Below are 12,808 nucleotides of genomic sequence, written 5' to 3' on the forward strand. Positions count from 1 at the left end.
GGTGCAATGGAAGAATATACTCTCCTGAGGCAGTTTGCAGATAGCTGGATGTTGCTTCTGCTGTTCGCCTTCTTCGTTGGCATCATTGTCTGGGTGTTCCGCCCAGGCGCCAGCAAGGAATACAGCGACACCGCCAACATCCCTTTCCGGCACGTTGATGCACCCGCACCGCAGCAAGACCAACCCGCCACATCCGAGGAGGCGCGGAAATGACTAAGACACCTGAAAAACAGCCGGGTGACCCGAATACAACCGGTCACAGCTGGGACGGCATCGAAGAATTTGACAACCCGATGCCCCGCTGGTGGCTGTGGACCTTCTACGCCACGATCTTTTGGGGTGTGATCTACACGATCATGTATCCCGCATGGCCACTGGTTCAGTCGGCGACGGCAGGCGTCATGGGTTGGTCATCTAGGGCCGAAGTCCAGCAGGAGCTGGTCTCGTTCGAAGAGGCCAACGCCCCGTGGAATGCCAAGCTGGTCGAAACCCCGCTCGAGGAAATCTCGGCGGACCCTGAGTTGCAGCAATATGCCGTCAACGCAGGTAGCGCCGTGTTCCGCACCTGGTGCGCGCAGTGTCACGGCTCGGGCGCGCAGGGCGCGGCGGGCTTTCCGAACCTGCTGGATGACGCATGGCTTTGGGGCGGTACGATGGAGGATATCCATTTCACCGTCAGCTATGGGATCCGGAACGAGGAAAGCGACGATGCGCGCTACTCCGAGATGCCGGCCTTTGGCGAAATTCTCGAACGGGAAGAGATCACTCAGGTGGTTCAGTACGTGATGTCGCTGACCAATGCGCAGACCGACGATGCGGCCGCGCAGGCAGGCAAGGTTGTCTTTGAGGACAATTGTGCCGCTTGTCACGGCGAGGACGGCAAAGGCGACGTCTTCCAGGGCGCGCCGAACCTGACAGATGCCATCTGGCTCTATGGCGGCAGCGAAGAGGCCTTGACCGAAACGGTGACCTACAGCCGCTTTGGCGTGATGCCCCCTTGGGATACCCGCCTGACCGAGGCGCAGATCCGCGCCGTGACCGCCTATGTCCACCAATTGGGTGGCGGTCAGTAAGGCTAAAAGAATACCTTGGGGCGGCTTGCTGCCCCTTGGTCCCGGCACCGGCTGTTCCATCTGTTCGCGCGTTTCCTGAACAGCCGGTGCCTATTTCCAAAACCATCATAGGGCCATTGGCCAATCCAGAACAGGCCGCGTTTCAAAGGTCGTCAAGATCGACCGTACGCGGGTGTTTCTTCCACCAATGATGCTCGGGCAACCAGCGCGCTTTGCTGCGGGTTGGTTTCGGAGCGTTCCTGAGATGGGGCTCGTTGATCCGTGTCGCGGTCATGAACGATTTCGCAAAAACACTCAGCATGGGGCTTTCCTTTCGCGTTTTCTGTATGCGTCTAGGATGATGTTTCCCTGTACAGGATGCGAGCCAATTGCTATTTCTATATGTAAGCTAGGATTACATATGAACTGGTTGAAACTGCCTCCGCTCTCGTCCCTTCGCGCATTTTCGGCCTTTGCTGAGAAGGGTGGTGTGGTACAGGCCGGTGCTGCGTTGAATGTGAGTCACGCTGCCATAAGCCAGCAGTTGCGCGTGCTGGAGAAGCACATGGGTGTCGCTCTGGTCCGGCGCGATGGAAAGTCCCTCTCCCTGACACCAGAAGGCGTGCATCTTGCCCGTGCCGTGCAGCTTGGGTTCGGTTCAATCGGCGCAGCCGTGGAAGAGGTGATGAGCGCAGGCGGCGCCCGTCCGGTTCACGTGTCTCTGACACCAACCTTCGCCGCCTCGTGGTTGATGCCGCGATTGCCGGAATTTCAGGCCAAATACCCTGAAATCAGCCTGACGATCGACCCTTCTCCGCATCTGGTGGAACTGACGCCGGGCGGCGTCGATGTCGCGATCAGGTACGGCTCCGGAGGGTGGCCCGGTGTGGACTGCGAAATGCTGCTTGAAACCCCTTTTGTTGTCGTCGCGGCCCCCAGCCTGCTGGGCGGTCGATCGGATTGGACGCCGGAAGAGTTGAGCCAGCTGCCTTGGCTGGAAGAGTTCGGCACCACCGAGGCCTCGACCTGGCTGGCCAGACGTGGAGTGGATCATCCGCCTCAGGGGCGGCGCATCTCGCTGCCGGGGACCTTGCTGCTTGAAGGGCTGCGTGCGGGGCAGGGCGTCACAGCCACGGTGCGACATTTCGTCGAGCAGGACATCAAGGCGGGCCGCCTTGTCGAGCTCCATACTGAACCTGAAAGCAGCGGATACCACGTTTTGACGGCCAAAACGCCTCTAAGACCGGCGGTAAAGACATTTGTCAGCTGGTTGAGGCGGCAGGCGGGTGACGCGCGGTAAAAGGTGTTTGTCCGATGCGCGTTTTGACCCATGTCAATGTTTGCGCGTCCATGATCTGGAAGAACACACTTCCATAAGACCCATCCTTGGAGCCAGCCAGTGAGCGATTCCGATCCCGCCCCCAGCTTGTATGCCGCCCGAGAACCTATCTTTCCTCGGCGTGTCTCAGGTCCGTTCCGGAACCTGAAATGGATTATCCTGATTGTGACCTTGGGGATCTACTACGTCACCCCATGGATCAGATGGGACCGAGGGCCCAGCCTGCCGGACCAAGCTGTGCTGCTGGATCTTGCCAACCGCCGCTTCTATTTCTTCTGGATCGAGATCTGGCCGCACGAATTCTACTTTGTTGCGGGCCTTCTGATCATGGCCGGCCTTGGTCTGTTCCTATTCACATCGGCCTTGGGCCGGGTGTGGTGCGGATATGCCTGCCCTCAGACCGTCTGGACCGACCTGTTCATTCTGGTCGAACGCTGGATCGAGGGCGATCGCAACGCCCGCTTGCGCCTGCACCGGCAAGAGAAGATGGACCTCCGCAAGGCCCGTTTGCGTCTGACGAAATGGGCCGCATGGTTCCTGATCGGCCTCGCAACCGGCGGAGCCTGGGTCTTCTACTTTGCCGACGCGCCAACCCTTCTGCGTGATCTTGTGACCGGAAACGCGCACCCGGTTGCCTACACGACCATGTTGATCCTGACCGGCACCACCTTCCTTTTTGGTGGCTTCGCGCGCGAACAGATCTGCATCTATGCCTGCCCATGGCCACGCATTCAGGCCGCGATGATGGATGAGGACACTCTGGTCGTCGGATACCGCGAATGGCGCGGTGAGCCGCGCGGCAAAGGCAAGCGCACGGCCGATTCCGAGCTGGGCGATTGCATCGACTGCATGGCCTGTGTGAATGTCTGCCCCGTTGGTATCGACATTCGCGATGGTCAGCAGTTGGAGTGCATCACCTGCGCCCTTTGCATCGACGCCTGCGACGACATGATGGCCAAGATCGGCAAACCTCGGGGTTTGATCGACTATATGGCGCTGAGTGATGAGGCGCATGAACGCGCAGGTCAGCCTCCTAAGAATATCTGGAAACACATTCTGCGTCCCCGCACGATCATGTACACCGCGTTGTGGTCTCTGGTCGGGTTCGCGCTGCTGTTCGCGCTGTTCATCCGGTCTGATATCGACCTGACGGTCGCGCCTGTGCGCAATCCGACGTTTGTAACTATGTCTGACGGCACCATCCGCAACACCTACGACGTGCGCCTGCGCAACAAACATGGCGAAGAACGTCCGTTCAATCTGTCTCTGACCGGCGATCCGGCAATGCTACTGGAAATCGAAGGCGTTGACGGGCAAACTGTTACTGTGGCCCCCGATACTGCGCAACTGGTGCGGGTCTATATTACTGCGGCGCCTGACACAGGGCCTGCGCGCGCGGATACTTCTGCCGTTCGGATCTGGGTAGAGGACCTCGACAGCGGTGAGCGCGCCTATAAAGACACAAGCTTCAACGGACGAGGGAACTAGTCATGTCCGAGCGGAAATTCACCGGTAAACACGCCCTTGCAGTGTTCGTATGTGCCTTTGGTGTGATCATCACGGTGAACCTGATCCTGGCCTATAGCGCGGTCAAAACCTTCCCGGGGCTGGAGGTCAAAAACTCCTACGTCGCTAGTCAGGAGTTCAATGACCGACTGAAGGAACACCAAGCTTTGGGTTGGGAAGTACGCGCTGAAAACACGGGCGGTCTGCTGATCCTGCACATCACAGACGCTACCGGCGCGCCGGTGCAAGTCGCCGACTTACAGGCCGTTGTGGGCCGTGCAACCCATGTGCGCGATGATTTCTCGCCCGACTTCACATTTGACGGGCTTGCCTATGCAACGCCTGCGACGCTGGGCAAGGGGAACTGGAACATCCGTCTGGTCGCCCGCGATCATTCAGGGGCCGAGTTCGCTCAGCGGGTTCCTTTGTACGTGAAAGGGTAGGGCGGTGACGGCTCAGCTATCCTCAGGTACGGCGGCTTGTCCGGGGTGTATCGCCGCCCCGGCGGAACCTGCGCGGCCGATCCCTGAGGATGTTCAGATCGCCCTGTCTCTGCCGGGTATTCATTGCTCGGCCTGTATCGCCAATGTCGAGCGGGCTTTGAACGCCCATCCCGGGGTGGAGGACGCGCGTGTCAACTTGACCCTGAAGCGTGCGATGATCAAAGCCGCGCCTGAAATGCGCGCTGCTGATCTGATCCCGGTACTGGAGCAAGCGGGCTATGAGGCGCATGAGCTGGATGCCGGAGCCCTGTCGGCCACAAGTGCGGACAAGGCGGGGCGCGACCTGCTGATGCGCTTGGCGGTGGCCGGGTTTGCCTCGATGAACGTGATGCTGCTGTCGGTGTCGGTTTGGTCGGGGGCGACGGACGCGACGCGGGATATGTTCCACTGGATCTCTGCCGCGATCGCCCTGCCTGCGATCGCCTTCTCTGCGCAACCCTTCTTTGCCAACGCGTGGTCCGCTTTGCGTGTGCGTCGGCTGAACATGGATGTGCCTATCGTTCTGGCGATCCTGCTGGCGCTGGTGACGTCGCTTTGGGAAACAGCGCTGAGCGGCGAACACGCCTATTTCGACGCCGCGCTGACGCTAACCTTCTTTCTGCTGGCAGGTCGATACTTAGACTACCGCACCCGCGCCGCCGCGCGGTCCGCGGCTGAGGAGCTGACAGCGCTAGAGGTCCCTCGTGCCCTTCGGCTGATCGACGGCTCTGAAGAAGAGGTCGCTGTATCCGCCCTGGCCGTCGGAGACCTGATCCTTGTGCGGCCCGGAGGGCGGATGCCGGTGGATGGCCAGATTGTCTCAGGCCAGTCTGAATTGGACCGCTCCCTGCTGACGGGTGAGACCCTGCCTGTATTTGCTGAGGCAGGCCAGATCGTCAGCGCTGGCGAGGTCAACCTGACCGGCCCTCTGACCATCCGCGCCACGGCGGTTGGCGAAGATACATCCCTCCATCGTATGGCTGATCTCGTGGCCATCGCCGAATCCGGCCGGTCTAGATACACCTCGCTCGCGGACAAAGCGGCCAAGCTTTACGCCCCTGGCGTTCACATCCTGTCGGCGCTCAGCTTTGTGGGCTGGTACATCTATTCCGGCGACATGCGCACGGCCCTTAATATCGCGGCAGCGGTGCTGATTATCACTTGCCCGTGTGCGCTGGGGCTGGCGGTTCCTGCGGTGACCACGGCGGCCTCGGGTCGTTTGTTCCGCAAGGGGATGCTGATAAAACACGCCACCGCGCTGGAGCGTCTGGCCGAGGTCGACACGGTCGTCTTCGACAAAACCGGAACGCTGACCTCAGGCGCGCCCGAGGTGATCAATCTGGGCGATCACACCACGGCCGATCTTGAGATCGCTCTGGCCCTGGCCGAAGCATCGGCGCACCCTTTGTCGGTTGCTCTGGCCAAAGCCGCGCGTGAGGCCGGTATCAAACCCGCCGCGCTGCGCGATATCACTGAGGTTCCGGGCTATGGCACCGAGGCCCTGTATCGAAACCAGCGCGTGCGTCTGGGACGCGCGGCTTGGGTTGGTGCGGATCAAGGGGTCGAGACTTCCGCCTGGCTGTCGGTTGGGTCGAATGCGCCGGTGGCTTACCGGTTCACCGATGCACCGCGACCGGGCGCGGCTGAGGCGGTCTCGGGCTTCGCCAAGGCTGGAAAGCAGGTGATCCTGATTTCGGGCGATTCGACCGGTGCGGTGAAAGCTTTGGCCGCGAAACTGGGGATCGAGAACTGGATTGCCGAAGCGCTGCCTCAGGACAAAGCGCAGCGCATTCAGGACCTCAGCGAACGGGGCCACAAGGTCCTGATGGTGGGCGATGGTCTGAATGATACGGCAGCCCTTGCGGCGGCGCATGTGTCTATCTCACCGGCCTCGGCCCTGGATGCGGCACGGGTTGCGTCAGATATCGTTCTTCTGGGGACGGACCTGTCCCCCATCGCGGATGCCTGCGACACTGCCGTCAAAGCCACGAAACGGATTCGCGAGAATTTCCGGATTGCTACGGTCTATAACGTGATTGCGGTGCCGCTGGCGGTGATCGGACTAGCAACGCCCTTGATTGCGGCGTTGGCGATGTCGACCTCGTCGATTACCGTATCTTTGAATGCCCTGCGGCTGAGGTAACTGTTATGGAAGTGCTCGCCTATCTGATCCCGATTTCCCTGTTTCTGGGCGGAATTGGCCTGGTTGCTTTTGTCTACACGGTCCGCTCGAACCAATACGAAGACCCCGAGGGCGATGCGCGCCGTATCCTCAGCGATGAATGGGACGACAAACCCAAGCAGTAGCTGGCTGAGGATGCAAAATCACAGTTGATCCCAACCGCCCTTGAAATTGCCGCAATGCCCGGCTATGTCCGGCCTATCCGCTAGCAGAGAGAACCCGCCAAATGGCCACCACCAACCCGATCCAGTTCATTCAGCAAGTTCGAGCCGAAGTTTCCAAGGTCGTCTGGCCAACCCGGCGCGAGGTGCTGTTGACCACGGTCATGGTGTTCATCATGGCTGCTCTGACCGCTGTATTCTTTGCTCTGGTCGATCTGGGCATTCGTGGCGGCTTGCAACTGATCCTGGGCGCGTTCAGCTAACCGCCCTCAGGCGCGGAAACACCGCAGCCCCCCTTGCACAGCGCGGAATCTCAGAGTAGTTCACACGAGACTATTCGGAATGGGCGTGTGGCGATTCGGGCTGCGCGCCGCTTTTTATTCCGGAACACGCGGACAGGCCGCGACAGGATTTCAATAAAGGGCGAACCCGCAACGCGGGGCTTGGCCCAAGGCAAACAAGGACGACAGGTTCATGGCGAAACGGTGGTACTCGGTCAGCGTTCTTTCGAATTTCGAAAAGAAGATCGCAGAGCAGATCCGCACGTCGGTGGCTGAACAGGGCCTTGAGGACGATATCGACGAAGTACTGGTTCCCACCGAAGAGGTGATCGAAGTGCGCCGGGGCAAGAAAGTCACCACCGAGCGTCGCTTCATGCCCGGTTACGTGCTGGTGCATATGGAAATGTCGGATCAGGGCTATCACCTGATCAACTCGATCAACCGCGTCACCGGCTTCCTTGGTCCCCAAGGCCGCCCGATGCCGATGCGCGACGCCGAAGTGAACCAGATCCTGAACCGCGTTCAGGAAGGCGAAGAAGCGCCGAAGCTGATGATCAGCTTTGAGGTCGGCGAGAAAGTCAAGGTCAACGACGGCCCGTTCGAGGATTTCGACGGCATGGTCGAAGGCGTGGACGACGAGAACCAGAAGCTGAAAGTCTCGGTTTCGATCTTTGGTCGGGAAACGCCGGTCGAGCTGGACTTTACGCAGGTTACCAAGCAGGGCTGATTACCTTCTCGGAGAATTCCAGATGCCGCGGTGCCACAGACACTGGGGCGTTTTCATTTCCTCGGACTACTTGGGTTTGGTTGCTGTGTCGCAAGTCACACGGGTAGCCTACGGCTGGACTATGGAGAGAGTTGTGTTGAGGGCTTGAAGAGCCATATTGCGAGCTTCATCAACGGGCATGTCAACAAAAATTGGGTCAAGATTGTTTGTGCTGACCGTCAATCGCGACCCTTCACCAAACGGCTGCCAAGCCCAGCATTGAGTTTTTGTCCCTACGTCTGACAATAGACAAATTGAGCCTTTGTTCAGATCGCCTTGGCGTTCATTCTTCAACGACCCTCCTTCTTTCCAATACGGTTTGGGAAAGCCAAGTTCATCCTCAGTCGCAAACAGCACCTTTCCCACGTGGCGGTACGGATACGAGGAATAGCGACCGCACCACTCAGGCTCATCAATGCCCTCACAGAGAGAAGTCAGAGCCGCATGATTGGATGCGGGGTTTATCCACACCACGTCCATATCAATAGCTCGTGTGCCGTTTTGGCTAAGTCTGCATATTTTCGAAAAACCAGATCTGTGGTCCATCCTTCCGAAATGGGTTGCGGAATTCCCAATCTCGAGGCGGGGTTTTAGTTCCAGTGGTAGAACTACAACTTCACCAGCAATGCGAACATGCAGGTCTTCGTTAAGGCAATCCTTTGGCACGTGCTGAAGCCAAAGGGCGTGACCCGTATATGCGCAGGCTACAATGACCGGAGCTGAAACGGATATGATCGGAGAAACTCGCGAAAGTCTCACGACACTGCCCCAGCCGGCACCAAGTGCAAACATGGCAAGGCAAGACAGGATGACAATGAGGTACCCTAGCCCAGCATATTGACCCGCTATCGGGTGGTACACCAAGAAGCCCGTGGGAAGAGCAATTGAAGCGAGCATGAGCGGAGCGCGAACTCGCCAATCAAATCGAAACGCTATCGCGGAAATCAACGCGATGCCTGCTAGAGCAATCGAAAAGACGGTGGGTGAATTCAGAGGGAACAAAAGCTGCCTTTTGCAAATGGTTTGATTGATTATCAGCAATCTTCAATCAGAAGTAGATTTGGCGCGATGCTGGAATTCCCTACTGTGAGTTCGGTTTGGATGTACGTAAGTGGATATTCGAAATGCCCTTGCCAACCCACTCATTCCCCTTTACACGCCGCCTCTATCGTCTTCGGGCGAGATTCTCTCGTGGGAGGTTTCAGGGATCGCGATCCCGGATCGGACCACGCAACATAAACCGGGTGGGACGCGTCCTGCCTACGTTGAAAGGAAAACCAAATGGCTAAGAAGCTTGCTGGTACAATGAAACTGCAGGTTCCTGCAGGTCAGGCGAACCCGTCGCCTCCAGTTGGTCCGGCGCTGGGTCAGCGCGGCATCAACATCATGGAATTCTGCAAGGCGTTCAACGCCAAGACCGCAGACATGGAGCAAGGTGCTCCTTGCCCGACCGTGATCACCTATTATCAGGACAAGTCCTTCACGATGGACATCAAGACGCCGCCCGCGTCTTATTACCTGAAAAAGGCGGCTGGTCTGAAGCCGGTTGGCAAGCGTAACCGTCCTCGTGGGGCCGAGAACCCAGGTCGTGAGACCGTGGCCACCGTGACCACCAAGCAGGTTCGCGAAATCGCCGAAGCCAAAATGAAAGATCTGAACGCCAACGACGTCGAAGGCGCAATGCAGATCATCCTGGGCTCGGCCCGCTCTATGGGCATCGAGGTGAAGTAAGATGGCAAAACTCGGTAAACGTACCCGCGCTGCGCGCGAAGCTGTCGCCGGCAAAGAAAACCTGTCGGTTGAAGAAGCAGTTGCCCTGGTAAAAGGCAACGCGACCTCGAAATTCGACGAGACCATCGAAATCGCGATGAACCTGGGCGTTGACACTCGTCACGCAGACCAGATGGTTCGTGGCGTTGTTGGCCTGCCGAACGGCACCGGTAAAGCGATGCGCGTTGCTGTATTCGCTCGTGGCCCCAAGGCAGACGAAGCGAAAGAAGCTGGCGCAGACATCGTTGGCGCAGAAGACCTGATGGAAACCATCCAGGGCGGCACCATCGAATTTGATCGCTGCATCGCGACCCCTGACATGATGCCGATCGTTGGTCGTCTGGGTAAAGTTCTGGGCCCGCGCAACCTGATGCCGAACCCCAAAGTTGGCACCGTGACCATGGACGTGAAAGCGGCCGTGGAAGCAGCCAAAGGCGGTGAAGTTCAGTTCAAAGCCGAAAAAGGTGGCGTTGTGCACGCAGGTGTTGGCAAAGCGTCCTTCGACGAAGCCAAGCTGGCGGAAAACGTCCGTGCCTTCATCTCGGCGGTTGCGAAAGCCAAGCCGTCTGGCGCGAAAGGTACTTACATGAAGAAGATCGCTCTGAGCTCGACCATGGGCCCGGGTGTGACGCTGGACGTGGCGGCTGCAGCTGGCGAATAAGCCTTAACGCAGACGTAGAAATCCTTGAAACCCGAGTAGCGCAAGCTGCTCGGGTTTTTTGATGCCCTAGCGAAAGGCCTGTTGCAGACGCAATTGCAGCCGCTCTCGTTTGCGCAGTTCAAATTCGCTGCAGGTGAAGTCCGGTTGCCAAAGGCGCAGCCAGTCCTTCAGCAATCGGCCCCGCAGGCAGCAATCGAGGATCTGAGTGTCGATCGGGTGGCGATACTGGCGGAAGAACATCTCCTTGTTGCGGGTCAGAACGCCGCTTCGATCGATGTCCCTATTGGCCCCGTCACGGAAGATATCCGCCTTCAGAAAGTCGACGATATCATAGACGGCCAGCTTGTCGCGGGCCTCGGTGAAATCCAGCCCGATGGCGGTGCCTTGGCCCATGATCAGGTTCAGGCCGTGAAAATCCCCATGGGAAAACACACGCAGGTCATGGCGGTTTTTCAAGGCTGCGGCTTCGGCCAGAAACTCCTCGACCATGGGCTGGCTGATGTCCGAGACGTGCGAGGGCACTTGGGTGGACTGCTCGCGTATGCTGTCGATCATCCATCGCGGGCGAAACGCGTAGTCCGTGGCGTTTTGAACCCCGTGCAGGTCGTGCAGCCACGACCCCGCCCGTCGATAGACTTGCGCCACCTGGGTGTCGTCTTCGCTATTGTAGATGATATCGGTCGCGGTTGGGCGCTCGACAAACTCAGTCACCATGAACGCGCCGTTTGGTGAGATGTAGACGGGACGAACGACCCGGTTGTTTCTGGACGTCCTAAAGTGGTCGGTCAGTTGCTCCAGCAGGTCGAACTCTTTGCGCAGGCGACCTGTTTCCGGCGACAAGGTATCAAGCTTCAGCGCATAGGAGCGGTTCGAGGTTTCGACCTTCCACACCAGACGGGTATCGGGGAAGGCGTGGGATCGACAGTGAAAGCGTACCTGTGTGATGGGCGTGCTCAGACAGTCCTGCGCCAACTCTTGGGCGTAGGCACTGGCCTTGTCGAATTCTTCCAGAGTAACCGCTGTCATTTTGCCTCAAGCCCGGAGTGTTTTCGGGCATTCATACCGGAGGTGACCGTAGCTGAAACCCACTGTCAATGACATTGCTGGCGTGTATTGACCGCTCTGCGGGTCGCCCCGCATACAAAGGGCGGTTCGGACCTGATGCCGCAAGTGCAAATAGGGGCAATTTACCCCTTGGAAACCCCCTCCATCTGCCCTAAGTAGAGCTGCGAAGTAAAGCGTGCGATTCGTCGTGCGCTTTATTTCGTTTCGTCCAAGACGGTGGGTGGTGCCATATGGCCCCTTAATTCCCTGCCTGAGACGGGTAAGACCAAAGAATTCTGAGGGTCCCACCCTCGGGCGCATTTTGGCCAATCCCGTAACAACGGACCTGAACGCCGGGGTTAACCCCTCGGCAAATATGAGCCGGGGTGAGTGATCGCCCCAAACTTGGAGAGAACTGTGGATAGAGCCCAGAAAGAGAAAGTGGTCGAGGAACTCGGCCAAATCTTCGAAAGCTCTGGCGTCGTAGTGGTTGCTCACTACGCCGGTCTGACAGTTGCCGAGATGCAAGACCTTCGCGCACGTGCTCGTGACGCGGGCGGCTCCGTGCGTGTTGCCAAGAACAGGCTCGCCAAAATCGCCCTTGAGGGTAAGCCGTGTGAAAGCATGGCCGACCTGCTGACAGGGATGACCGTTCTAACCTATTCCGAGGACCCCGTGGCAGCAGCCAAGGTCGCCGAGGACTTCGCCAAAGAGAACCAAAAGTTCGAAATCCTTGGCGGTGCAATGGGCGAGAACGCTCTGGACCGGGCTGGTGTTACAGCCGTGTCGAAAATGCCGTCGCGTGAAGAGCTTATTGCTACGATCGCTGGTATGCTTGGCGCGCCTGCTTCGAACATCGCCGGTGCAATTGGCGCACCTGCAAGCAACATCGCAAGCATCCTTTCCACCATCGAAGAGAAGGCGGAAGCTGCGTAAGCGGTTGGCACTGAATGATCTGCGTAGGGGATACCCCCTGACGTTGGAACACACACTGTAAACGGAAAGAGCTGATAAAATGGCTGATCTGAAAGCACTCGCAGAAAGCATCGTGGGTCTGACCCTGCTGGAAGCACAAGAACTGAAAACCATCCTCAAAGACGAATACGGCATCGAGCCCGCAGCAGGCGGCGCAGTTGTCATGGCTGCTGGTGGCGACGCCGGCGGTGCAGCTGAGGAAGAAAAAACCGAATTCGACGTCGTTCTGAAGAACGCCGGCGCATCGAAAATCAACGTCATCAAAGAAGTTCGCGGCATCACCGGCCTGGGCCTGAAAGAAGCCAAGGAACTGGTCGAAGCCGGCGGCAAGATCAAAGAAGGCGTAGACAAAGCAGAAGCAGAAGACGTCAAAGCCAAGCTGGAAGCAGCTGGCGCCGAAGTCGAGCTGGCCTAAGCTTAGTCTCTGGCGCATCGCTGATGTGCCGAAAAATTTGGCTGGGTCCGGAGGAATCTGGGTCCAGCCGAACCTGTCTTAGAAAGGGCCTCATTTCGTGGGGCGTTTTCTAAGACACGGTTTTCGGATCGGGAGGCCGCCTTCGGGACGGTGGCCACGAATTGATCCGGGCGT

At 58.4% G+C, this 12,808-nt stretch carries 16 protein-coding genes; 13 read left to right on the top strand and 3 right to left on the bottom strand.

What is annotated here, in order from left to right; genetic code table 11:
• The first annotated feature begins 6 nt into the window (after positions 1 to 6).
• Complete coding sequence (locus ACR0NO_RS09880) at positions 7 to 213, top strand: cbb3-type cytochrome c oxidase subunit 3 (RefSeq protein ID WP_170375409.1); 207 nt, start codon at positions 7 to 9, stop codon at positions 211 to 213.
• Positions 210 to 1,073: a cytochrome-c oxidase, cbb3-type subunit III gene (gene ccoP / locus ACR0NO_RS09885; RefSeq protein WP_480723829.1), complete on the top strand. Its 864-nt coding sequence runs from the start codon at positions 210 to 212 to the stop codon at positions 1,071 to 1,073. The genes ACR0NO_RS09880 and ccoP overlap by 4 nt, the downstream gene beginning before the upstream one ends.
• Before the next feature lie 142 nt (positions 1,074 to 1,215).
• Here ccoP and ACR0NO_RS09890 read toward each other — a convergent pair whose 3' ends face one another.
• Positions 1,216 to 1,374, bottom strand: coding sequence for a hypothetical protein (locus ACR0NO_RS09890; protein ID WP_480723830.1), 159 nt, complete (start codon positions 1,372 to 1,374; stop codon positions 1,216 to 1,218).
• 99 nt (positions 1,375 to 1,473) lie between these two features.
• On the opposite strand from ACR0NO_RS09890, the gene ACR0NO_RS09895 reads away from it, so the two are divergent.
• From ACR0NO_RS09895 to nusG, 7 genes are all read left to right on the top strand, one after another.
• Positions 1,474 to 2,352 (top strand): LysR family transcriptional regulator, encoded by an 879-nt coding sequence (locus ACR0NO_RS09895; protein WP_480723831.1) that lies wholly within the window; start codon positions 1,474 to 1,476, stop codon positions 2,350 to 2,352.
• Between the two features lie 99 nt (positions 2,353 to 2,451).
• Positions 2,452 to 3,879 (top strand): cytochrome c oxidase accessory protein CcoG, encoded by a 1,428-nt coding sequence (gene ccoG, locus ACR0NO_RS09900; protein WP_480723832.1) that lies wholly within the window; start codon positions 2,452 to 2,454, stop codon positions 3,877 to 3,879.
• 2 nt (positions 3,880 to 3,881) lie between these two features.
• The gene (locus ACR0NO_RS09905) at positions 3,882 to 4,340 is read left to right on the top strand and encodes a FixH family protein (protein ID WP_170375399.1); all 459 of its coding nucleotides are present in this window, start codon (positions 3,882 to 3,884) and stop codon (positions 4,338 to 4,340) included.
• 4 nt (positions 4,341 to 4,344) lie between these two features.
• A complete protein-coding gene (locus ACR0NO_RS09910) occupies positions 4,345 to 6,522 on the top strand; it encodes a heavy metal translocating P-type ATPase (RefSeq protein WP_480723833.1) in 2,178 nt (725 codons plus the stop codon).
• 5 nt (positions 6,523 to 6,527) lie between these two features.
• On the top strand, positions 6,528 to 6,686 hold the full coding sequence (gene ccoS / locus ACR0NO_RS09915; RefSeq protein ID WP_170375394.1) for a cbb3-type cytochrome oxidase assembly protein CcoS: 159 nt from the start codon (positions 6,528 to 6,530) through the stop codon (positions 6,684 to 6,686).
• Between the two features lie 101 nt (positions 6,687 to 6,787).
• A complete protein-coding gene (secE, locus tag ACR0NO_RS09920) occupies positions 6,788 to 6,985 on the top strand; it encodes a preprotein translocase subunit SecE (RefSeq protein ID WP_050605011.1) in 198 nt (65 codons plus the stop codon).
• A gap of 211 nt (positions 6,986 to 7,196) precedes the next feature.
• A complete protein-coding gene (nusG, locus tag ACR0NO_RS09925) occupies positions 7,197 to 7,730 on the top strand; it encodes a transcription termination/antitermination protein NusG (RefSeq protein ID WP_117872965.1) in 534 nt (177 codons plus the stop codon).
• 108 nt (positions 7,731 to 7,838) lie between these two features.
• Here nusG and ACR0NO_RS09930 read toward each other — a convergent pair whose 3' ends face one another.
• Positions 7,839 to 8,810, bottom strand: a complete 972-nt coding sequence (locus tag ACR0NO_RS09930) for a hypothetical protein (RefSeq protein WP_480723834.1) — start codon at positions 8,808 to 8,810, stop codon at positions 7,839 to 7,841.
• Between the two features lie 240 nt (positions 8,811 to 9,050).
• Between ACR0NO_RS09930 and rplK the strand changes: the two genes are divergently transcribed.
• Together rplK and rplA are read left to right on the top strand one after the other, a co-directional pair.
• Positions 9,051 to 9,500 (top strand): 50S ribosomal protein L11, encoded by a 450-nt coding sequence (rplK, locus tag ACR0NO_RS09935; RefSeq protein WP_113791694.1) that lies wholly within the window; start codon positions 9,051 to 9,053, stop codon positions 9,498 to 9,500.
• A gap of 1 nt (position 9,501) precedes the next feature.
• Positions 9,502 to 10,200 (top strand): 50S ribosomal protein L1, encoded by a 699-nt coding sequence (rplA, locus tag ACR0NO_RS09940; RefSeq protein ID WP_170375389.1) that lies wholly within the window; start codon positions 9,502 to 9,504, stop codon positions 10,198 to 10,200.
• A 66-nt stretch (positions 10,201 to 10,266) separates the two neighbouring features.
• On the opposite strand, the gene ACR0NO_RS09945 is transcribed toward rplA, so the two are convergent.
• Positions 10,267 to 11,226 (bottom strand): aminoglycoside phosphotransferase family protein, encoded by a 960-nt coding sequence (locus tag ACR0NO_RS09945; protein WP_170638389.1) that lies wholly within the window; start codon positions 11,224 to 11,226, stop codon positions 10,267 to 10,269.
• A gap of 435 nt (positions 11,227 to 11,661) precedes the next feature.
• Here ACR0NO_RS09945 and rplJ point away from each other — a divergent pair, with 435 nt between their 5' ends.
• Both rplJ and rplL read left to right on the top strand, forming a co-directional pair.
• Complete coding sequence (gene rplJ, locus ACR0NO_RS09950) at positions 11,662 to 12,180, top strand: 50S ribosomal protein L10 (RefSeq protein WP_170375385.1); 519 nt, start codon at positions 11,662 to 11,664, stop codon at positions 12,178 to 12,180.
• 79 nt (positions 12,181 to 12,259) lie between these two features.
• Positions 12,260 to 12,634 (top strand): 50S ribosomal protein L7/L12, encoded by a 375-nt coding sequence (gene rplL / locus ACR0NO_RS09955; RefSeq protein WP_008204003.1) that lies wholly within the window; start codon positions 12,260 to 12,262, stop codon positions 12,632 to 12,634.
• Positions 12,635 to 12,808: the final 174 nt, after the last annotated feature.

Source organism: Ruegeria sp. CL3, from assembly GCF_056536505.1.